17 protein-coding genes are annotated in these 21,077 nt (G+C 66.8%); 12 read left to right on the forward strand and 5 right to left on the reverse strand.

What is annotated here, in order from left to right; all coding sequences use genetic code 11:
• Positions 1–10: 10 nt before the first annotated feature.
• Genes AAFU51_11685 through AAFU51_11695 form a run of 3 tightly spaced genes read right to left on the reverse strand, consistent with a single transcriptional unit; the run spans position 11 to position 2,796 of the window.
• Entirely contained in the window at positions 11–760 is a 750-nt protein-coding gene (locus tag AAFU51_11685) for an NAD-dependent deacylase (GenBank protein MEO1571919.1), read from the reverse strand.
• A gap of 45 nt (positions 761–805) precedes the next feature.
• The gene (locus tag AAFU51_11690; protein MEO1571920.1) at positions 806–1,870 is read right to left on the reverse strand and encodes a hypothetical protein; all 1,065 of its coding nucleotides are present in this window, start codon (positions 1,868–1,870) and stop codon (positions 806–808) included.
• A 35-nt stretch (positions 1,871–1,905) separates the two neighbouring features.
• Positions 1,906–2,796 carry a DUF58 domain-containing protein gene (locus tag AAFU51_11695; protein ID MEO1571921.1) on the reverse strand — a complete coding sequence of 297 codons (891 nt, stop codon included), beginning with the start codon at positions 2,794–2,796 and terminating at the stop codon, positions 1,906–1,908.
• 136 nt (positions 2,797–2,932) lie between these two features.
• Here AAFU51_11695 and purQ point away from each other — a divergent pair, with 136 nt between their 5' ends.
• A complete protein-coding gene (gene purQ, locus AAFU51_11700; GenBank protein ID MEO1571922.1) occupies positions 2,933–3,646 on the forward strand; it encodes a phosphoribosylformylglycinamidine synthase subunit PurQ in 714 nt (237 codons plus the stop codon).
• Between the two features lie 13 nt (positions 3,647–3,659).
• Here the strand turns inward: purQ and AAFU51_11705 are convergent, their stop codons facing one another.
• The gene (locus tag AAFU51_11705; protein MEO1571923.1) at positions 3,660–6,005 is read right to left on the reverse strand and encodes a T9SS type A sorting domain-containing protein; all 2,346 of its coding nucleotides are present in this window, start codon (positions 6,003–6,005) and stop codon (positions 3,660–3,662) included.
• 326 nt (positions 6,006–6,331) lie between these two features.
• Between AAFU51_11705 and AAFU51_11710 the strand changes: the two genes are divergently transcribed.
• From AAFU51_11710 to AAFU51_11720, 3 genes are all read left to right on the forward strand, one after another.
• Entirely contained in the window at positions 6,332–6,808 is a 477-nt protein-coding gene (locus tag AAFU51_11710) for a hypothetical protein (protein MEO1571924.1), read from the forward strand.
• Positions 6,809–6,893: 85 nt separating this feature from the next.
• Complete coding sequence (locus AAFU51_11715) at positions 6,894–8,258, forward strand: AAA family ATPase (GenBank protein MEO1571925.1); 1,365 nt, start codon at positions 6,894–6,896, stop codon at positions 8,256–8,258.
• Positions 8,259–8,400: 142 nt separating this feature from the next.
• Positions 8,401–8,877, forward strand: coding sequence for a YdeI/OmpD-associated family protein (locus tag AAFU51_11720; GenBank protein ID MEO1571926.1), 477 nt, complete (start codon positions 8,401–8,403; stop codon positions 8,875–8,877).
• 36 nt (positions 8,878–8,913) lie between these two features.
• Here AAFU51_11720 and AAFU51_11725 read toward each other — a convergent pair whose 3' ends face one another.
• A complete protein-coding gene (locus tag AAFU51_11725; protein MEO1571927.1) occupies positions 8,914–11,385 on the reverse strand; it encodes a CotH kinase family protein in 2,472 nt (823 codons plus the stop codon).
• A gap of 295 nt (positions 11,386–11,680) precedes the next feature.
• On the opposite strand from AAFU51_11725, the gene infC reads away from it, so the two are divergent.
• The 8 genes from infC to rny all read left to right on the forward strand — a co-directional run bounded on the left by infC (position 11,681) and on the right by rny (position 20,729).
• Positions 11,681–12,181, forward strand: coding sequence for a translation initiation factor IF-3 (infC, locus tag AAFU51_11730; protein ID MEO1571928.1), 501 nt, complete (start codon positions 11,681–11,683; stop codon positions 12,179–12,181).
• 197 nt (positions 12,182–12,378) lie between these two features.
• Positions 12,379–12,573 (forward strand): 50S ribosomal protein L35, encoded by a 195-nt coding sequence (gene rpmI / locus AAFU51_11735; GenBank protein ID MEO1571929.1) that lies wholly within the window; start codon positions 12,379–12,381, stop codon positions 12,571–12,573.
• Positions 12,574–12,645: 72 nt separating this feature from the next.
• Positions 12,646–12,999, forward strand: a complete 354-nt coding sequence (rplT, locus tag AAFU51_11740) for a 50S ribosomal protein L20 (protein MEO1571930.1) — start codon at positions 12,646–12,648, stop codon at positions 12,997–12,999.
• 353 nt (positions 13,000–13,352) lie between these two features.
• The gene (gene pheS / locus AAFU51_11745) at positions 13,353–14,438 is read left to right on the forward strand and encodes a phenylalanine--tRNA ligase subunit alpha (protein ID MEO1571931.1); all 1,086 of its coding nucleotides are present in this window, start codon (positions 13,353–13,355) and stop codon (positions 14,436–14,438) included.
• Positions 14,439–15,137: 699 nt separating this feature from the next.
• Entirely contained in the window at positions 15,138–17,750 is a 2,613-nt protein-coding gene (gene pheT / locus AAFU51_11750) for a phenylalanine--tRNA ligase subunit beta (GenBank protein ID MEO1571932.1), read from the forward strand.
• Between the two features lie 192 nt (positions 17,751–17,942).
• Complete coding sequence (locus tag AAFU51_11755; protein MEO1571933.1) at positions 17,943–18,230, forward strand: hypothetical protein; 288 nt, start codon at positions 17,943–17,945, stop codon at positions 18,228–18,230.
• A gap of 15 nt (positions 18,231–18,245) precedes the next feature.
• Positions 18,246–18,560: a cell division protein ZapA gene (locus AAFU51_11760; GenBank protein ID MEO1571934.1), complete on the forward strand. Its 315-nt coding sequence runs from the start codon at positions 18,246–18,248 to the stop codon at positions 18,558–18,560.
• Between the two features lie 486 nt (positions 18,561–19,046).
• Positions 19,047–20,729 carry a ribonuclease Y gene (rny, locus tag AAFU51_11765; GenBank protein MEO1571935.1) on the forward strand — a complete coding sequence of 561 codons (1,683 nt, stop codon included), beginning with the start codon at positions 19,047–19,049 and terminating at the stop codon, positions 20,727–20,729.
• Positions 20,730–21,077 lie beyond the last annotated feature (348 nt).

The raw sequence follows: 21,077 nt of genomic DNA on the forward strand, positions 1-21,077 counted from the left end.
TCGCACATTGTCAATCGGACATCGCGCGCACGGCGCGCAGCAGCGCAGGCAAGACTTCGCCGGACTTGCCGATCACGGTCTCGTCGAGCGCGTGCGCGATCTCGCTTGGCTGGATGTTGATCTCGGCGACGTAGGCGCCGTTCCGCTTCGCCTCGACAGGCAGGCCCGCCGCCGGGTAGACCGCGCCGCTCGTGCCGATGGAGAGGTAGACGTCGGCCAGCATCGCCGCACGGGCCGCGTCGGCGAAGGCTTGCTCGGGCAGCATCTCGCCGAACCAGACTACGTCGGGGCGCAGCAGCCCGCCACAGGCCGTACACCGCGCCGTCTGCCCCTCCTCGATCACCACGAGGTCGTGCTCGCTCGCAGGCGTCTCGCAGTCGATGCAGTAAATCCGCCGTAGGTTGCCGTGCAGTTCGGCCACGTTCTGCGACCCCGCTTCGAGGTGCAGCCCATCGACGTTCTGCGTGGCGAGGTGGAAGTGCCGCTTCGACTGCTCCAGTTCGGCGAGCGCGTGGTGGCCAGGGTTCGGCGCGACGGACCGGATGACATCGCCGCGGTGGGCGTACCACCCCTGCACGAGTTCGGGGTTGCGGAGGAAGGCGCGCACGTTGGCGAGCTCCTCGGGCTTGAACTTCTGCCACAGCCCGCCCGGGTCGCGGAAGGTCGGCACGCCGCTCTCGGCGGAGATACCCGCGCCGGTGAGCACCGCGACGTAGTCTGCGCGGGCTAGGCGTTCGACGAGCCGGTCGGAGAAAGGCATGGGGAACGTGGGAAGTTCGACGGGTGACGTTTGAAGTGGGTGGTGTTACGGAGCACCGGAACCAGGTGCGGCGGTGTTGCGGTGCGGCGGTGTCGCGGTGTCTGCTTCGGGGGCGATCTCGTCGTCTCCCTGGCTCTCCGTTTTCTCGCTGCTCTGTCTCTCCGCCGCTTCCTGCTGCTCGCGGGCAGCGATGCGGGCCTGGATCTCGTCCACGCCCTCCGTGGCGGCGGTGCGGTCGGCGGTGCGCGTGGGGGCGTCGGGCGCGGCGCGGGCAAATTTGGCGAGGTCGGCGCGGCGGAGGAGCACGCTGAGGCGCAGGCGTGTGGCGTCGTCCACATCGGGATGACCGTCGAGGGCGGCGAGGAGTTCGCGCGTGGTCTGCTCCTGTGCCGGGACGTCGAGGGCGCGCGTGAGGTAGGTCCGCACCGCGTTCGAGAGCGCGGCGTAGTAGGCCGGCACCGCCTCGGAGTCGGTCGCGTCGATGTCGGCAGGCCGGAGCGCGTCGAGGCGCTTACGAGCCTGGGCGTGCGGCGGCAACGGTGGCGCCACAAGACCGGCCCGGCGGTGCCGCGTCCGCCAGAGCCAAAGGCCGAGCACCAGAAGCGCCGCACCGATGAGAACCGCCACCCACAGCGGCAACGGCTCCGGGAAGGCAAGCGCAGGCGCGAGCGGCAGTGGCGCCGCCAGGCTGTCCGGCACGACGGAGCGCACGGGCAGCATCCGCGTCGGCACGTCGAGCACGACCGTGTCGGCCGCGGCTCCGGTGCCCGCCACCAGCGCCACCGGAATCGGCCCGATGCGCGCGGCGTCGAGCGCGAACGTCGTCGCGAGGAAGACCACACTGTCGAGGCGCGCGCCAGTCGCGGTCTCGGTCGGCGGGAAGCGCCGGGCGGCCAGCACCTCGGCATCGCCGAAGACGGCGGCTGGCTCGACGAGGTTGTCCGCCCCGAACGTGTCTGACAGCGGAGGCAGGTCGGGAAACGCGACCCGCGTCGAGCGTCCGTGCTCCACGGCGACGCCGATCTCGAAGCGCTCGCCCACCGTCACGCTATCGGCTACCACGGTGGCGCGCACCTGCTGCCCGTGCACGGTTGCCGCAGCAGCCAGCACACTCAACACGCCATATGCAATCCGCCACATCCTCCTCATCGCTCCCGATTTCTGCGCCGGAAGAAAGCCACGAGCGGTTCCACATAGTCCGCGTCGGTCGCCACCTCGACCGTGTCGATGCGAGCACGGCGCAGCGTCTCGGCAATGCGCGCCTGACGATCGGCGGCCTGCGCGGCGAAGCGTTCGCGGGCGCGGCGGCTCCGCGTGTCGATGGTGACGGGGCGACCTGTCTCGGCGTCGGTAAGCGTCAGCAGGCCCACGTTGGGCAGCGCGCCCTCGCGCGGGTCGCGGAGGTGGACCGCCACGAAGTCGTGCTTCTTGCTTACGGTTCGCAGGGCGCGGCTCGTCGGTTCGTGGAGGTCGGCCTTCAGCAAGAAGTCGCTCAGCAGCAGGACGATGGCGCGGCGGCGGAGCGCGTGCAGCAGGTGGTCGAGCGCCGGGCGGAGGTCGGTGCCGCGCGCCTGCGGCTCGTGGACGAAGAGGTCGCGCACGAGCCGGAGCACGTGCTGGCGGCCCTTCTTCGGCGGGATGAACCGCTCGACGCGGTCGGAGAAGAGCAGCAGGCCAACCTTGTCGCTGTTCTGGAGCGCCGAGAAGCCGAGCACCGCGCACACCTCGGCGGCGATCTCGCGCTTGGCGCGGCCGACCGAGCCGAAGTCGCCCGAGCCGGACACGTCGACGGCCAGGATGAGCGTCTGCTCGCGCTCCTCCTCGTAGACCTTCACGTGCGTCTCGCCCGTCCGCGCGGACACGTTCCAGTCGATGGTGCGGATGTCGTCGCCGAGTTGGTAGGGCCGCACCTCGGCGAACTCGATGCCGCGGCCCTTGAACGCGGAGTGGTACTCCCCGCCAAACACGTCGTGCACGAGCCCCTTCGTCCGCACCTCGATGCGGCGGATCTTCCGAAAGAGCGCACGGGGGATCACAGAAGGTGTGGAGGGTTGGACGTGTGAACGTGTGAACGTGAAGCCAGGCCGGGACCGTGTGCAACAACGTGGGCGCGTAACTTACTTCCACACCTTCATACGTCCACACGTTCATACCGAACGAAGTCCGCACCCCATGACCGCCTCCGTCGCCGTCCTCGTCTTCCCCGGGTCCAACTGCGACCACGACGCCTACCACGCCGCGAAGCACCTCTTCGGCCAGGACGCCCGCTTCGTCTGGCACAAAGAGGAGTCCGTGGGCGATGCCGACCTCGTGATCGTGCCCGGCGGGTTCTCCTATGGCGACTACCTCCGCTCAGGTGCCATCGCGCGCTTCAGCCCGGTCATGAAAGATGTGGTGCGCTTCGCGGGCGACGGCGGCCTCGTGCTCGGCGTGTGCAACGGTTTCCAGGTGCTCTGCGAGGCCGGCCTGCTACCGGGCGCGCTGATGCGCAACGCCTCGCTGCGGTTCGTCTGCAAGGACGTCCACCTCCGCGTCGAGAATGCCCAGACGCCGTTCACGAACACGCTCAACGAAGGCGACGTGCTGATGATTCCCGTGGCGCATGGCGATGGCAACTACGTCGCCGACGACGCCACGCTCGACATGCTGGAGCGCGAGGGCCGCGTCGTCTTTCGCTACGGCACGCCCGACGGCCAGCTCACGCCGGAGGCCAACCCGAACGGGTCCGCGCGCAACATCGCGGGCATCGTCAACGCGGCGGGCAACGTGCTCGGGATGATGCCCCACCCCGAGCGCCACTGCGACCCGCTGCTCGGTCGCGCCGACGGCCGCCCGCTCTTCGAGAGCGCCCTCCGCCACCTCGGCGTGGAGGTAGCGGCCGTCTAGCGCAAAGACGGGTCTACTTCAGCAGGACGACCCGCCGTGTCTCGGCGCTCTGCTCGGTGACGAGGCGCACGATGTAGACCCCGCTCGGCAAGCTGCGCGCATCGACGCGGGCGACGTGCCACCCGGCCTGCTGCCGCCCGTCGGCGAGGCGTGCGACCTCCCGGCCGAGCGCGTCGAGAACCACGAGTTGCACCGGGCCGTTGGTCGGGATCGCGTAACGGAGGGTCGTCGCGGTGCTGAACGGGTTGGGGTAGGCCGCTTCCAGCATCGGCACGTCTGGGAGCGCTGCACTGGACGCCGTCGCCCGACCGCTCTCACAGGCCTCGTTGTTTGCCGAGTCGGGATCGTTCTGGTTGCCCGGCGTCACCTGCACGCACCCATCGACGGCATCCGTGACGCGCTGGCTCACCTGTTGGCCGGGGGCCAGCGGCGGGAGCCCCAGCGAGACGGGACCGCGACGGCTCTGGTATCCCGCCTCGCCCCCCGTGGACGCATCGGGGCCGAGGTTGGTCACCACAGCCGTTCGGCCATCGTAGATGATCTGCAGATCGGCGCCCCCGTCGCCCGGTTGCGGAGGTGGGAGGTCCTCGCCATCGCACGCCTCGTTGTTGGCGGTGTCGGGATCCGCCTGCCTGCCTGCCTGGACGCGCACGCAGCCGTCGGTCGGGGCCACGCGTTGGGATACCGACCCACCGACGCCGAGCGTTGGCAAGCGGAAGGTGACGGGGCCCCGCGTCCCTTCGAAGGTGGCCACGGCCCCGGTCGCCGTCTCTGGGCCGAGGTTAGTCACCACGGCCATCGTGCCGTCGTAGGCGATGGCGAGGTCGGCCCCCTCCTCCTCAACGGGCGATGGCAGGGGCGGCGGGGGCGGCTCGGGAAGATCCGTGGGCAGTGCTACACCGCCGCCGGCCGAAGACCGCCCATCGAGGCGACGCGTCGGGGTGGGCCCGTAGTACGAGGACGTGGTCGTGTAGGCGAACGCGCCGGGCGCAAACGCCTCGGCCTCGGCGCGGCTCGTCGCCGCGGCGGCGAAGCGCGTGCGACGCAGCCCCGCGACGGTCCAGAAGCCGCTGCGGCGTGGGTCCGTCTCCTCGATCCCCTGCTGCACGTAGAGGCCGCTCGTGCCGCGGTCAACCGCGTCACCCGTGCAGGCTTGGACGGCGTTGCCCTCGGCATAGTAGGACGTGAGCGTGACGAGGTCGTCCCAGTCGGTCGTCACCTGGAGCGCCGTTGTGACCGAGCGCCCTGGGGCGTTGACGACCTCCCAGAACGGCACGCCGACATCCCGCGCGCCCTCGACGTCACCGTCCGGGCCGGCGTCGATCGGCAGCGCGATGTTCTCGGCGTTGTCGTAGGTCGCGCCGGCGAGCGTCGGCGCGTAGTCAAGCAGGTCCATCAGCGACGGCACAGGGTGCACGCGGAGGTCGGTGACGCTGACGATGTCCGTCTCGTAGAAATAGTGCGTGCGCGTGGTGAGCGGCCCCGAGTTGAAGCCGCGGACCACGCGGATAGCGCGTACGGGCCCGTCGATGTTGGCCACGACCGTGCCAGCACCAGCCGAGGCCGTCCACTCGGTACGGTCGCAGACGCCGGGCGCGAAGCGAACCTGCGCACGGTCGAGCAGGTCCGGCCCGAGGCCAAACCCAGACTTGACGTACAGCTCGTCCTGGATCCAGCGGTCCGCAAACACGGTGCGGTAGGTCGCCGTCTCGATGGTCGAGCGCTCGGGGTTTGCACCGAGGTCAGAGCCGGTGGGCTGGCCGTTGTTGCCGCCCTCGATGGCTTCGAAGTCATAGGCATCGGGAAACGCTCCGGCCGTGAGCGCAAACTGGTAGTCCACGAGATCGACGCCAGCCGACGGGTTGGCGCTGCCGCTCGCCACGTAGAGGTAGACGGCCCCGTCGCCGGCGGCCACGGCGGTCCGCGTACGCATCACGACGCCAGCCGGATGCCGGTCAGCGGGGGTGGGGTCGCCTGCGAAGCGCGCCATGAAGACGAGTTCGTCGTCCTCGTCGAAGGCCGGGTTCGAGTCGGCGCCGACGTAGGTGTCCGGGTCGGCATATTCGAGCACCTCGACGATGCCGATGCCAGCGGTGCACTCAGGATCGGTGCAGCCCGAAAAGTCGCGACCGGCAAACGACACGACGATGTCGAGCCACTCGCGCTCGTCGACCTGTACGGGGATGGGGGTCCATTGCCCCGCGCGGTAGGCGTAGGCGACGAGGTCGGCGGGCGCTGCGCCGAGGAGGGACGGGAGTTGGGCGCCGGTGCGGACGATTTCGCCCGCGCTCGCCGCCGGCACGTAGGCGCACAAGACGAGCAGGAAGCAGGCCAGAAGGCCTCTCCGGGAGATAGACATGGTGGTGGGGGATACAGGTCCGTCGCGCCTGAAGGGAGGCGGCACAACGGGTGGCGGGAAACAGCGGCGCTTGAGATGGGCGAAGGTGCGCCTGACGCGAGAGCACCGAGCAAACGGGATACCGGGCTCCTGCTTTTCTATAGCTCGCCAAGGATTCAGGTTCGCCGAACTCCTGCATAACCAGGCCATTCAGGAGCCACTGGCCTGCAAGGCCACACCATGACGGCACGATGTTCGACGCAACAAGTAATTCGACGCTCGGCGGAGCCTCGCATGCAGCGCGGCGTGTACCTTTTTCTAATCACTCGTCCTCTTTTTCGTCCGCCATGACCCTCACTGTCCCCGTAGACATCGTGCGCGAGGTGCGCGTGCAGACCCGCGCCCAGGACGCGCTCATGGCGCTCTCGGACTTCCCCAGCCTCCTCCACCTCTTCCCCGCCACGGAGCACGTCGAGCGTTTGGCCGGGCGGGCGCTGCGGTGGACCGTCCAGAAGCTCGGGCCTCCACCCTACGCGCAGCGCATCATCTACGCCTGCCGCTTCCACGTGGACGAGGCCACCCGGCGCATCTGGTGGGAGCCCACCGACGACGCTATGGCCGACGACCGCATCCATGGCGAGGTGAAGCTCCTCGACGATGGCCCCACCACCCTCGCGCGGCTCTCCGCCCAGGCCGAGATCGTGCTCGATGGCATCCCGTTCTTCGCCAAGAAGCTCGCCCCGCCCATCGTGCGCGCCGAGTTCGAGCGGCTCACGGACAAGTTCGTGCAGAACATCAAGCGCAGCCTAGAGACGCAGGCGTAGGTCGAGGGTGCCATGCCCTTGACAGTAGCTCGGTGGTAGGTTGTGCGATTCGTCGCCTGCCCTGCACTGCCATGTCTGCGCCGCCATGTCCGACCTCTTCGCCGCCGCCGCCGACGCCCGCCTGCGTGCCAACGCGCCGCTCGCCGACCGCATGCGGCCCCGCACGCTCGCCGAGTTCGTCGGGCAGGCGCATATCCTCGCCGAGGGCACGCTCTTGCGCCGCGCCATCGAAGCCGACCGGCTCACGTCGGTGATCTTCTTCGGGCCGCCGGGTACGGGCAAGACCACGCTAGCCCGCATCATCGCAAACACGACCGCGCGGCACTTCGCCACGCTCAACGCCGTGCTCGCGGGCGTGCGCGACATCCGCGCCGAGATCGAGGCCGCGCAGGAGCGGCTGCGCCTCCACGGCCAGCGCACCATCCTCTTCGTCGACGAGGTGCATCGCTTCAACAAGGCGCAGCAGGACGCGCTGCTCCCGCACGTCGAGAATGGCACCGTGACATTCATCGGCGCGACGACGGAGAACCCCTACTTTGAGGTCAACAAGGCGCTCGTCTCGCGCAGCCGCGTCTTCGAGTTGCGCACGCTCACGCAGGACGCCCTCCGCATCATCGCTGAGCAAGCCCTCAGTGACACCGAGCGCGGCTATGGCTCACGGCATGTCGCCATCGACGCCGACGCCCTGGACCACCTCGTCGACACGGCCAACGGCGACGCGCGTAGCCTCCTCGGGGCCTTCGAACTCGCCGTGGAGACGACGCCCGCTGCGGAGGGCGTCATCCGCATCGACCTCGCCGTGGCGGAGGAGTCGATTCAGAAGCGCGCGGTGCTCTACGACAAGGACGGCGACGCGCACTACGACGCCATCTCGGCGTTCATCAAGTCGATGCGCGGCTCCGACCCGGATGCGGCGCTCTACTGGATGGCGCGCATGCTCTACGCCGGCGAGGACCCCCGCTTCCTCTTCCGGCGCATGGTCATCTTCGCTGCCGAAGACGTAGGGCTAGCTGATCCGCAAGCCATCCAAGTCGCCGTCGCGTGCCAGCAGGCCTATGACTTCGTGGGGATGCCCGAGGGCCGCTTCCACCTCGGCCAGTGCTGCCTCTACCTCTCCACCGCACCCAAGTCGAACAGCGCCTTCGCCTTTTTCACGGCGCTCGCCCATGTCGAGAAGGAGCAGAGCGGTGAGATCCCGAACCACCTCAAGGACGCGAAGCGCGACAAAGCGGGGCTGGGCCACGGTGTCGGCTATCAGTACCCGCACGCCTTCCGCGACCACTACGTCGCCGAGCAGTACCTCCCGGGCGGCATGCAGGGGACGTTCTTCTACGACCCGTCCGAGCAGGGCTACGAGGCCCGCGTCAAGGAACGCCTCGCCACCCAGCGCGAGCGCGACGCGGAGGAGTCGATCGAGAAACGCGTCCGCCGCTACGTGGACGAGGGCTAGGTGCGACTTCGACATAGGGCTCGTGGGGTCGGCGTCACAGCCGGTGTTGCGTGGTGCGTCTTGCGTGTTGGACCGAGCCCGTGCAGCGTGATGGGGCCCACCTCTTAGCTTTCCCTTTCGTTCGCTCTGGCTTGTCTCTCCTATGTCTGACTTCCACTTCTTCGCGGGTCCTGTCCTTCGCGAGGACGATGCGATGGGTATGCACTACGTCCCCGTCCCCGAGCCCATCGCGGCAGCCTTGCTTGCGGTGGGTCATCGGCGCGTGGAGGGTACCCTCGAAGAGCGTCCGTTCACTCGCGCACTCCACGGCCCAGCGGACGATGCCCGACTCCGCTTTGGCAAGGGCTTCCTGCGCGAGTGCGGCCTTGCGTGGGGCGCAACGGCACACCTCGATGTGCGCTCTGTCGCCGATCCCAACGCGGTCGCGCTCCCTGAAGAGTTGGTTGCTGCACTCGCGGAGGACAAGGAGGCAGCTACACGCTTTGCGACGTTCACGCCGGGCAAACAGCGGTCACTGGCTCACTACGTCACGAGCGCCAAGCGCACGGAAACCCGCGAGCGCCGCGCCTACGAACTCGCACGCAAGATCCGGACGCACACGCTCCATGGTGACCGCTAGCGCAGCAGTGCGACAGCTAGCGCAGCACCGAGATCGCTAGCGCAGGACGACCATCCGACGCACCGCGTGGGTGTCCCCCGACGCCATCGCGTAGGCGTAGACGCCGCTCGACAGCGTCGCCGCGTCCAGCACGAGCGTGTAGGTACCCGCCACCCGGTGCTCGTCGACGAGGCGCACGACTTCGCGGCCGAGGAGGTCATAGACGGCCACCGTCAGCAGCCCTGTCTCCGGGTGCGTCACCTCGATCTGGGTCTGCGCGCGGAACGGGTTCGGGTAGTTTTGCGCCAGCCGTGCTTGCGCGGGAGCCTCGTCGTCCTCGGCTTCGGTCCCGAACGCGAAGGTGGCTGCGAGCGACGTCGTCCCGGTCAGCACGACGGAGATCGCCGCGTCCTCGGAAGTCACCGCTTCGGTCCAACCAACGAAGCGGTAGCCCTCGTCGGGCAAGGCCTCCAGACGCAGCGGCACCTCGCGGTAGAACGGCAGGCGGCTCGCACCGCGCGGTAGCGGTACGCCCTCGGCCAGCACCCGGCCGCCTTCGGTAGTCTCGAGTTCGAGCGCGGCCGAACCGGCCACCCCGAGCGTCTCTACGACGTGCCCGCGCATCTGCACGGGGCGGTTGCGTGTGAAGTCGCGCATCTCGTCCACGAGTGCATCCCAGCTTGGCCCGAACGAGATCGACTGCGGCCAGCGGGCCTTGTGACGCGGGATCTCGGCAGCAATGCCCGCCTGCAAACTGTCGATGATGCTGAGGACGCGCGCCGGGGCGTAGGTCGTCGCGGAGCGAGCCGCGAGACGCTGGATGAAGGTGGAGCGGAAGGTGTCGTTCTCCATCAGCCGCCGGAAGAGGAACGTGGACCACGGCGGGTTGGGCCACGGCGGCCCGGCGGGATCGAGCGCGAGGGCAAGCGTGTTGTCGAGCGCCTCGCCGTTGGCGTTGCCGCCAAAGCCGAAGTCGAGGTCGAAGAACATCCACCGCCAGCGGCCGTCGGACTCGTTGGGCCGCCAGAGCTTCAGGTTGTTGCCTGGCCAGTCGGCGTTGGCGCTGTAGATCTCAGCGATGACATAGTCGAGGTAGGCCTCCACCTCCATCTGCGTCTGGACGTACGTGTAGTGCTGAGGCTGCGTGATGTCATTGGCCGCGAGGTAGTCCAGGAGCGCGTCGTAGTGCGGCGAGTCGTCGCGGGGATCGCCTTTGCCCGCATCGAGCAGTTCCACGTCGTCATCGTCGATGCCGTAGTGCGCGGCGACGTAGTCTTCGTTGAGCTTCTCGCGGAGGTTGTGGATGCCCCAATAGTCGCCGTTGAGAAAGACGATTGCCGGGCGGTAGGCTTGCTTGTCGAGGTCGCCCTCGGCCATCGTCTGGATGGCGGCGTCGCGGAACATCGTGCGCCACCAGTCTTGCGCGGAGCTGCGCAGCACGAGGTCGTCGAACACGTCGATGTCGAGGTCGGGGAAGACGCGGTATTCCACTTTCGACGCGCCGTAGCGGCCTCGCGCATACAGCGCGAGCGACTTTTGCGGATAGATGCGGGAGCAGCCGCCAAAGATCTGGACACCCATGCCCTGCTCGAAGCCGAGCGTGCCGTCCGGCTCGTAGAAGGCGACATGGACGGGGTGCTCCCAGTCCTGATTCCAGTTGACCGGGTCGTTGCGGCAGCGCCCAGGGATGCCGTTCGTGCCCTCCACGTAAATGCCCGACGTGTCGCTGAAGAAGTTCGCGGGGTCCGTGACGAGCGAGACGACGGGGACCGTCACTGCTTCGTCGATGAAGAAGGTTCGCGTGACGACCGGGCTGGGTAGGCGTTCGGGCTGGAACGCGATCGCCCGAAGCACCCCCGTCTCAGTAAACGTGATGGACTCGGTGTAGACGGGTGAGTCCTCGGTGGGCGGCGTACCGTCGCGGGTGAAACGGATTGTCGCATCAGAGGCGGCCGTCAGCGTGACGGCCTGGGGCCCGGCGTAGAAGCCACCCGCAAGCGACGCCGCTGGAGCCTCCGCGATGCCGCCGCTCGAATCCGTCGAGTTGGACGCGCCCGGCGTTGGCGTCTCGAAGAGTTGAAACGACTGTCCGCCGTCGGGCGAGCGCCCTAGTGAGATATCGGTGGTTTGTTCGCCGTAGGTGAGCGTGTCCACGGCCGTGCCGTCGGGCGCATAGAGACCGACTTGCTCACCGCCTGCGGAGAGCTTGAAGTCGGTATGCAAACCGGTGTCCTCATCGTCGGCCCAGATGAGCAGGAAGCCACCAGCGGGGATGATCGTGCCGTCCGGGATCTGCCAGCGGTCGGGCTCTTCGAGGTCGTCGGTGAGCGTGTAGCCACTCAGGTCTACCGCGTCCGGCTCGGCGTTGTAGAGTTCGATCCAGTCCGCGAAGTCGCCGAAGTCGGGGTCGGCGACGACGGTGCTGTTGGACGCCAGGAGTTCGTTGACGAAGACCTGGGGTTGTGCCTGGACGGCGGTGACCGAAGCAGCGGTGACACTACCCAGTCCGAGGACAGTGGAGAGGGTCAACCGGCGCAGGAGTGAAGGGGCCGCTAAGGACATGGTCGGTCAGGAGATGAGCATACAACGCGCCTGGAAGGTAGGGCGTGCCGACTGTATCTCTTCGAACAAAATGGGGAGGTTTCTAGGCGGTCTTTGCTTTGCCAGAAACCTAGACGGTGGCTTGCCGCGTACTACATGGCCTAATTCTAGGCCAGCAGCGTTTACCCTGGCTATATTTAGACATTCCAACAACCAACCTGAGAGGCCAACCATAGCCCGGAGATACAACCGCCCGCAGCCGCGGCGCGAACCCCAGACCCGTGTGAACGACCGCATCCGCGCCAACCGCGTGCGCGTCGTCGACCCCCAAGGCGAGCACGGCATCTACGACCTCGACCGTGCCCTGGAGCTCGCGCAGCGCCGCGGCCTCGACCTCGTCGAGATCGCCCCGAACGCGGACCCGCCCGTGTGCAAGATCATGGACTTCGGGAAATACCGCTACGAGCAGCAGAAGAAGATCAAGGAGCAGCGCAAGAAGCAGGCGCGCCAGGGCGAGCTGAAGGAGGTACGCTTCCGCCCCAACACGGACGACCACGACTTTGGCTTCAAGACGAAGCACGCCCGCGAATTCCTCGAAGAGGGCAACAAGGTGAAGGCGTGGGTGCAGTTCCGCGGCCGCGACATCATCTACAAGGACCGCGGCCTCGATCTGCTCGCACGCTTCATCGAGGAGTTGCAGGACGTCGCGAAGGTGGACCAGGCCCCGCAGATGGAGGGCCGCCGCATGACGCTGCTGCTCTCGCCCGACAGCAAGAAGAAGTAGGCGGTGAAGCGGTGGAAGATGTCCGTCCTACCTTGTCGCGTCAAGCTGCTGCCCCACCTCTGCACGGCGACACGGCCTCACCGCAACACTCATTGGCCCCCGTGAAGCTTTGGCCGAATGCCGGACGTACCCCGGAACCCGGACGGCTAGCCCCTATATTTGCGATTCTCTGTTCATCCGATCCATTCGAGGCGGTCATGCCGAAGATGAAGTCCAACAGTGGAGCGAAGAAGCGTTTCTCGCTGACCGGCACCGGCCGCGTCAAGCGCAAGAAAGCCTTCAAGTCCCACATCCTCACCAAGAAGTCGCCCAAGCGCAAGCGGAATCTCCGCGAGACGACCCTCGTGTCGCCCGCCGACGAGCCCCGCGTCAAGCGCATGATCACCGGCTAAACGCCGATGTGGCCCCGTAGCGGGTCTGCGACTTCTCGTTCACCGTTTTAATCCCCCTACCCGGAGAATCAAATGCCACGCGCTCGTAACCTCGTGGCTTCCCGTCGCCGTCGCCGCAAGATGCTCTTGCAGGCGAAAGGCTACTGGGGTCGCCGTAGCAACGTTCGCACCGTTGCCATGCACTCCGTTGATAGGGCGATGCAGTTCGCCTACCGCGACCGCCGCCAACGCAAGCGGCAGTTCCGGAAGCTGTGGATCACGCGTATCAACGCGGCGGCCCGGCTGAATGGCATGAGCTACTCGCGCCTTATCAGTGGGTTGAAGAAGGCCAACGTGCCTCTCAACCGTAAAGTGCTCGCTGACCTCGCCGTCCACGACGCGGAAGCCTTTACGTCCGTCGTCGAGCAGGCCAAAGCCGCCGCCTAGGCCGCTGCCGCTGCTCGACGAGAACGCCCGCCCTGCGATGCCCCAACGCATCGCGGCGCGGGCTTTTTTCTTGAGGTGAAATCTCATTCTCGGTACGCCTCACGGCCTCCGCTCTGCCACCTCTGAAATCCGCTCCCGCATCGCATCGCTGAAACGGAGAGACGAGGAACCGATGAAGCGGCGAATCGCCTCTCGACAGCTTCCGATCTTTCCGACCGCGCTCACTCCTTCCAGCTTGTCATGCTGAACTTGGTTCAGCATCTCAGCAATGCCACGCCGGATCGTAGTCGTCAGAGATCCTGAATCGAGTTCAGGATGACACGAACGAAACACCACGTCTCTCGAATTCTGCCATGTCCACCGCTCCCGACAACTTGCCCGACGCGCTGATCGCGGCGCTCCACGACGAGATTGCCGCCGCTGACCTCGTCTCCAACCCAGAGACCGCCGCCGATGCCATCGAAGCTGCGCGCGTCGACTGGCTGGGGCGCAAGAGCGGGCGCGTGACGGCGCTCTTCGGGCGCATGAAGGACGTCGCGCCGGAGGGCCGCCGAGCGTTCGGCCAGCAGCTCAACGGGCTCAAGCAGGCCGCCGAGGCCAAGCTCGCCGAGGCGCAGGACGCGCTCAAGGCGGCCGAGCAAGCCGCTGGCGCCCTGGATGCCAAAGGAAGACGCCTCGACTTGACCCTGCCGGGCCGCTTCCCTGCGCCGCATGGCTCGATCCACCCGCTCACGCAGACGCGTATGGAGATTGAGGCCATCTTCGCAGGCTTCGGCTTCGGCGTCGCCGAGGGCCCCGAGATCGAGGACGACTGGCACAACTTCTCCGCGCTCAACTTCGGCCCAGAGCATCCGGCGCGGGACATGCAGGACACGTTCTTCGTCGACGCTCCGCCGCCGAACGGCCCCGGCACGGTCCTCCGCACCCACACGTCGCCCGTGCAGGTGCGCGTCATGGAGCACGCCGTCACGAAGGGTACGGGGCCGCCGATCCGCATGATCGCGCCGGGCCGCGTCTTCCGCAACGAGCGCATCACCTACAAGTCGTACTGCCTCTTCCACCAGGTCGAGGGCCTCGTGGTCGACGAGAGCGTGACCTTCGCCGACCTCAAGGAGATCCTCGTGCGCTTCGCCGAGGCGCTCTTCGGTGGCGACGTGCGCATGCGCTTTCGCCCGAGCTTCTTCCCCTTCACCGAGCCGAGCGCGGAGGTTGACATTTGGTGGGCCGACGACAGCCTCCCCGGCGGCGGCCGCTGGATGGAGATCCTCGGCTGCGGCATGGTCGACCCCAACGTGCTCACCAACGTCGGCATCGACGCCGAGCGTTATACCGGCTACGCCTTCGGCATGGGCATCGAACGGATGTGCATGCTCAAGCACGGCATCGGCGACATCCGGCTCTTCTACGAGAACGACGTGCGCTTCTTGCAGCAGTTTTAGTCCATTCTCATGACGACACTGGGTTAGATCGATGAGGCCCCTACTTGTCATGCTGAACTTGATTCAGCATCTCAGCGGTGCTACGAGATGAACGAGTCGTCAGAGATCCTGAAACGAGTTCAGGATGACACCATGGCTATTCACAAGTAGATCCGGTATGACTCGTCTCCTTGAAGACGTTCGAGCCAAGGTCGCTGGCACGGACCTGCCTACTAAACTGAGCTATCCGGGTCAACCTACTCTCAGCCCGCCCGCTTCTGACGCACAGATCGCGCAGGCTGAAAAGACACTCGGCTTCGTCTTACCAACATCGCTTAAATCCCTCTACTCGTCTATCGCCAACGGAGGCTTCGGTCCCGGTCACGGGATGATCGGACTCACGGGTGGGACCCCTGACGACACAGGAGCTACCTGTGAAACCATCTATCTCGGCTGGCGCGAACCAGACCCCGGAGACCCATCCTGGCACTGGCCCGAACGTCTGCTCCCGATTGCTCACTGGGGTTGCGCGATTTACTCCTGCCTGGACTGCACCACGCCCCAGGCACCCATCATGGTTTTCGATCCTCATTTCCTCGACTCAGACTCGTCGCCTTCGGCATTTCGCCCGCATCGTCTGTCGCTAGAAGACTGGCTCCATGCCTGGCTTGACAATGTGGACCTCTAGCGCGAGATGTACCCAAACTGACTCCTCCACCGATGAACCTCTCTCAGAACTGGCTTGGCGAGTACGTCGCCCACGGCCTCGCGACGGACGACCTCGCGGACACACTCACCATGCTCGGCCTCGAAGTCGAGGAGGTCACGCACGTCGGGCCCGAGGTAGACGGCGTCGTGGTGGGGCATGTCCTTGACACGCGCCCGCATCCGGACGCGGACCGGCTCACGCTGTGCACGGTCGACCTCGGCGCGCTGAACGCAGGCAGCGAGCCGGTGCAAATCGTTTGCGGCGCGCCGAATGTGGCCGCCGGGCAGAAGGTGCCCGTCGCGACCGTCGGGACGACGCTGATGCTGCCGTCGCGCAAGGACCCGCACACGAAGGAGCCGGTCCAGATCAAAAAGGGCAAGATCCGCGGCGAGGTGTCGTTGGGGATGATCTGCGCCGAGGACGAGCTCGGCCTGGGCGACGACCATGACGGCATCCTCGTGCTCGACGACAGCGCCGAGGCCGGGACGCCGTTCGCCGACTACCTCGAAGCGCAGGGTCTCGCCGAGCGCGACACCGTCATCGAGATCGCGATCACGCCCAACCGCCCCGACGCGACGAGCCATCTCGGCGTGGCGCGCGACGTGGCAGCGGTGACGCACCAGCACCTAGCTCCGCCCGTCGTGGACGAGCCTGAGGCGGGCGGGGCCGTCGCCGAGCACGTCGGCGTCGAGATCGAGGATGCGGCGGCGTGCCCGCGCTATGCGGCGATGCTCATTCGCGGCGTCACGGTGGCTGAGTCGCCCGCGTGGCTCAAGCGCCGCCTCGAAGCCATCGGCGAGCGCCCGATCAACAACGTCGTGGACGTGACGAACTACGTCCTCTTCGAACTCGGCCAGCCGCTCCACGCCTTCGACGCCGATCTCCTCGCCGGAAACGCTAGCAAAGAGTCCAGCATCGTTGTACGGATGTCGGAGCCAGGCGAGTCGTTCACGACCCTCGACGACGTTGAGCGCAAGCTACCCGAGGACACGCTGATGGTCTGCGATGCCGAGCGCTCAGTCGCCATCGCAGGCATCATGGGCGGGCAGAACTCCGAGGTGTCGGACGGCACGACGAACGTGCTGCTGGAGAGCGCCTACTTCGACCCGGTCACGATCCGCCGCGCGGCAAAAGGCCTCGGCCTTCAGACGAACGCGTCCTACCGCTTCGAGCGCGGCGTAGACCCGAACGGCGCCGTCCGTGCAGCAGCCCGGGCCGCTGCGTTGATCGCAGAGTTGGCAGGCGGGAAAATCGTCCCCGGCATCGTGGACGCTTACCCCGCGCCTATCGAACCGAAGAAAATCGCGCTGCGACCGGCACGCGTCACCCAGGTTCTCGGTGTCGAGATCGACACGGACGAGATCGTGCGGCTGTTAACAGCCATTGGCATCGAGGTAAACGACGATGCAGGCACCACGCTCGCGGCGTTTGCCGAGGGCGTTTTGCTAGGTGAGACGCCCGCCGCAGCCGCCGAGTCGGCGGACGACGCGGCGCTCCGCTGCACCATCCCGACGTTCCGCCCCGACATCGAGCGCGAGATCGACCTCATCGAGGAGGTAGCGCGACTCTACGGCTACGACAATATCCCGCAGCCGGGCCGCACGATGGTGCCGCTTCGCCCGCAGGCGCTCGCGCCGAGCCTCGCGCTGCGCCACCGCACGCTCCAGCACCTCGTCGGGCTGGGCTTCCGCGAGGTCTACTCCAACTCGCTGCTGCCCAACGCGGTCGCGGAGCAATTCGCCGCCGAGACGCTCGTGGGCGAGCCGTGGGCCGTCGCGGCGACGCTCAACCCGCAGTCGGAGGAGATGGCGGTGCTGCGCCCGAGCTTGCTGCCGGGCCTGCTCACGGCGATGGCGTACAACCAGAACCGCGGCGCGGGCGCGCTTCGCCTCGCCGAATTCGGCCACGTGTACGGCCGCACCGCCGATGCCGCGCGCACGGCCGAGTCCCCGGTGGAAGGCTACCGCGAGCGCACGAACCTCATCATCGGCATGAGCGGGCGCGTGCAGGAAGCAGGCTGGGACCAGAGCGCTCGCGCCGTCGACTTCTATGACGTGAAGGGCGTCGTGGCGCACGTCCTCGACAGCCTTGGGCTTCCGCTCGACAGCACCAGCGTATTCACCGAAGCCGTCACGACCGGCGACGCATTGCTCGCATACCGCCTCGACGTGAAGCTACCGGGGCGTGGCGGGGGCGTCGTCGTCGGCACCATTGCGCGAGTGTCGGACACACTCATGGAGCAGTATGCGCTCCAGCAACCCGTCTTCTTCGCCGAGCTCGACTGGGACGCGCTCGTTCAGCGCGCGGCGAAGCGCCTCGGCGGTCGCTACGAGCCCATCAGCCGCTTCCCCGTTGTCGAGCGCGATCTCGCCGTGGCTGTGGCGTCGGGCGAGCCCGTCGGGCCGATGCTCCAGACGGTGCGCAAGGCCGGCGGCAAGCTGCTCCAGGATGCCCGCGTGTTCGACCTCTACGAAGGTGACCGCATCGAAGCCGGGCAGAAGTCGGTCGCCTTCGCGCTGCGCTTCGGCGCCGACCGCACGCTCACTGACAAGCAGGTCGACAAACAGATGAAGGGCATTCTGAAGCAACTCACCCGCGAGCACAGCGCGACGCTGCGGGGCTAGTCGAAGGTCGAACGAGCGCACCGCTCCATTCGCGACGTCTCCATTCGCGACGTCTCCATTCGCGACGTCTCCATTTACAGCGTCTAGTCCTTGCGCCGCCTTACTGCGTCCCCAACTCGGCCGTTCGCGCTCGCCGTTTCCTTCCTGACGACGGCGCCGTACCTTTGTCAACTCCCGCTACCTTCCGCGCTCATGCCCACGGACACCCCACCACCTGCTGATCGTGCCCCGAACCTCGATGGGTTGGCACGGCTCCGCGCGCGGGTCGAGGCCGCCGCTAGCGAAATCGAGCGGTTGCGCGAGGAAAACATCCGGCTGGCCGAGCGTATCGCAGAGTTGGAGATAGACGAGTCTGACCGTCCGACTCTACCGCTCGAAGGTGACCGCGCGGCGATGCGCCTGCAGGTCCAGCGCTTTCTCGCCACCGTGGACACGCTCCTCGCCCAGCCCACTGACCGGCCAAACGCCGACGCTGACTAGCCCACCGCCTCAGCCATGCCCGACCCCCATCCGGCGGACGTGCGCTCCATCCGCGTCCGTGTTCTCGACCGCGAGTACCCCCTCAAGGTGCGAAGCGACAAAGAAGCCCTGATGCGCAAGCTCGCCGAACAGGTCAGCGGGCGACTTACTCGGCTCAAGCGGCAGATCCCGAACCAGCCAGACCTTACTCTGGCTGTCCTGGCTCTGCTCCAACTTGCCGAGGAAATGGACGCACGCGAGGGCGAACTCGATGAACTGCAGGCCTCGCTCGGGGCAGAAGCCAACGCACTAGCTGACCAGTTGGACGCGGTGCTCTCAAAGAAACCCTAACGCCCCTCATGTTCGCCCCACCTTCAAGAGGCCTTTGCAAAACGGAGCGGAACAGCGTGCACCGACAGCACTATCAGGATGCGGTCCGGCACGGCGCTTGCCGTAGCCTGGACCACCGGCTGTGGCCCCGAATGAGAACCCTGACAATGATCCTCTCGGGAGCCTTCCTTCACGCCTGACCAGCAGGCCACACGTGCGCCTCGGCGCGCGCACCCATGCGGATTCGTCCGCTGGGACCGTGGAAGCAGAGAGGGCGTGGGCGGCACCCACCATGTGCATGAGAGGGTTCCTCTTTCCCCGCTACAGTTGGTTTTAATGCCCCGTCGGTCATCCGGCGGGGCGTTTTTTTATGCCCAATCGGCATTCTGGTCCTGCGCCGAGCGGCAAGCGTGGCGCCACGCAGCCGGAGTGGCTCCCCCCTTTCGCACCGAACACCAAGGATGCAGGAACGTACGTGTCCCCTCACCCACGTATCTAGTCCCCGTCATGTCCTCCTTCACCGTTCTCCTCCTCGTCATCGATGCGGTCATTGCACTCACTGTCGGTGTGTTTGTGGGTCGGTGGCTCAAAGGGCAAGCACTCGCCCAGCGCATGGGGGAGTCTAAAGCACGGGCCGAACGCGTTCGCACAGAGGGAGAGGCGCTCAAAGTCGAGAGCACCGCGAAGCTTAAGGAGTTGAAGGCCCGCCGCCGCCGACTCGACCAGAAGACTGCCGAAGTCCGCGAGCGCCAGCGGCTCGAGCAGGAAGCTCTCGATGCGCAGCGGGCGCAGCTCGATATGCGAGGCGAGCGCGTCGGCGAGCACGAGGCGGCACTCGGACAGGCCACCGAGGCGCTCGCCGCGCTCACCCAGGAGGCTGAGCAGCGCCGTGCCGAGACGGAAGACCTCCGCGCGACGGTCCAGAAGAACGCTGCGGCTTTCGGGCGGCGGCAGCAGGAAATCGCTGCGCGGGAGCAGGAGCTCGATGCCCGCGCCGAGAAGACCGCCCGCGAAGAAGAGCGCCTGGAGCGGCTCACCGACGAGTACTTTCGCAAGCTCGAAGCCGCGTCCGGCGTCTCGAAGCGCGAGGCGCTGCGGCGGCTCAACGACGAGCTCGTCCGCGAGGCAAAGCTCTCCTCGGCGGCCCTTGTCAAGAACGTCCGCGACGAGGCGAAGGCGAAGGCAAAACGCGCCGCTCGCGAGGTCGTGCTCACCGCCATCCAGCGCACTGCTGCCGAGAACACGATTGAAAACACCGTCTCGGTAGTGACGCTGCAGTCGGACGACATGAAGGGGCGCATCATCGGGCGTGAGGGCCGCAATATCCGCGCGTTCGAGGCCGCGACCGGCGTCGAGGTGATCGTGGACGACACGCCAGAAGCGGTCCTGCTCTCTGCGTTCGACCCCGTCCGCCGCGAAGTCGCGCGCCTCTCGATGGTCGAGTTGCTCCAAGATGGCCGCATCCACCCCGGCCGCATCGAGGAGGTCGTCGAGCAAAAGCAAGTCGAGTTGGACGAGGAGATCGTCCTCGCAGGCGAGGAGGCCGCGCTCGACCTCGAACTGCCAGGGCTGCACCCCGAGTTGGTCCGGCTCGTTGGGCGGATGCGCTACCGGGCGTCGTACGGCCAGAACCTGCTCATGCACTCGAAGGAGACCGCGCGCCTAGCCTCGCTGATGGCGTCCGAACTCGGCCTCGATGCGCGCAAGGCGCGGCGCGCAGGGTTGCTGCACGACATCGGCAAGGTAGTCGAAGAGAATCTTGAAAAGCCACACGCCCTGGCCGGAGCCGAGCTTGCCCGGCGCTACGGCGAACACCCCGACGTGGTCAACGCCATCGGCGCGCACCACGACGAGATCGAGATGACGACGCTCATCGCGCCACTCGTGCAAGCTGCCGATGCTGTCAGCGGCGCGCGCCCCGGTGCCCGTCGCGAGGCGTTAGAGAACTACGTGCAGCGCCTCAAGAGCCTCGAAGCCATCGCCGACTCGTTCGCGGGCGTCGAGCGCGTCTACGCCATCCAGGCCGGCCGCGAGCTGCGCGTGATTGTGACGCCCGATATCGTCACCGACGCCGTCGCAGAGCAACTCGCCATCGACATCGCCTCGCGCATCGAGCGGGAGCTGCAGTACCCCGGCCACATCCGCGTGACGGTCATCCGGGAGACCCGCGCCATGTCCTACGCGCGGTAGATCTCAACGGCATCGCCGCCCGGGGCATCTCGACATACCCTGAGCACGTTTGGTTTTACCGAGGATGTGCGGTACGATTAGGGACATCCTACCCCTAGTTCAATGCGCCCGGTTTTTCTCCTGGCAGCAATGCTGTCGACGCCACTCGTTGTCGCGCAACAGCCGCTGAGTGTTTCGCCGAACCCGTTCGACGGCTCCGTTGCAGACACCTTGGAGCTTCGTAATGCTTCTACCGTGTCTGTGCCGATCGATAGTCTCCAGTTCGATTCGCTAGATAGCGGGTTTGGACCAACGGGTTGGTTTTTCTCCTTCAGTGTCAACCCAGGCGGCGACGAGCAAATAGGACTC

This window comes from Bacteroidota bacterium (assembly GCA_039821555.1).
In the GTDB taxonomy this organism is placed as follows: domain Bacteria; phylum Bacteroidota; class Rhodothermia; order Rhodothermales; family Rubricoccaceae; genus JBCBEX01.

What these genes read in the sequence shown, in the direction of transcription:
- AAFU51_11685 (MEO1571919.1), bottom strand. Translation starts at nt 760, where the DNA reads ATGCCTTTCTCCGACCGGCTCGTCGAACGCCTAGCCCGCGCAGACTAC.
- purQ (MEO1571922.1), top strand. Translation starts at nt 2,933, where the DNA reads ATGACCGCCTCCGTCGCCGTCCTCGTCTTCCCCGGGTCCAACTGCGAC.
- AAFU51_11705 (MEO1571923.1), bottom strand. Translation starts at nt 6,005, where the DNA reads ATGTCTATCTCCCGGAGAGGCCTTCTGGCCTGCTTCCTGCTCGTCTTG.
- AAFU51_11710 (MEO1571924.1), top strand. Translation starts at nt 6,332, where the DNA reads ATGACCCTCACTGTCCCCGTAGACATCGTGCGCGAGGTGCGCGTGCAG.
- AAFU51_11715 (MEO1571925.1), top strand. Translation starts at nt 6,894, where the DNA reads ATGTCCGACCTCTTCGCCGCCGCCGCCGACGCCCGCCTGCGTGCCAAC.
- AAFU51_11720 (MEO1571926.1), top strand. Translation starts at nt 8,401, where the DNA reads ATGTCTGACTTCCACTTCTTCGCGGGTCCTGTCCTTCGCGAGGACGAT.
- rpmI (MEO1571929.1), top strand. Translation starts at nt 12,379, where the DNA reads ATGCCGAAGATGAAGTCCAACAGTGGAGCGAAGAAGCGTTTCTCGCTG.
- rplT (MEO1571930.1), top strand. Translation starts at nt 12,646, where the DNA reads ATGCCACGCGCTCGTAACCTCGTGGCTTCCCGTCGCCGTCGCCGCAAG.
- pheS (MEO1571931.1), top strand. Translation starts at nt 13,353, where the DNA reads ATGTCCACCGCTCCCGACAACTTGCCCGACGCGCTGATCGCGGCGCTC.
- pheT (MEO1571932.1), top strand. Translation starts at nt 15,138, where the DNA reads ATGAACCTCTCTCAGAACTGGCTTGGCGAGTACGTCGCCCACGGCCTC.
- AAFU51_11755 (MEO1571933.1), top strand. Translation starts at nt 17,943, where the DNA reads ATGCCCACGGACACCCCACCACCTGCTGATCGTGCCCCGAACCTCGAT.
- AAFU51_11760 (MEO1571934.1), top strand. Translation starts at nt 18,246, where the DNA reads ATGCCCGACCCCCATCCGGCGGACGTGCGCTCCATCCGCGTCCGTGTT.
- rny (MEO1571935.1), top strand. Translation starts at nt 19,047, where the DNA reads ATGTCCTCCTTCACCGTTCTCCTCCTCGTCATCGATGCGGTCATTGCA.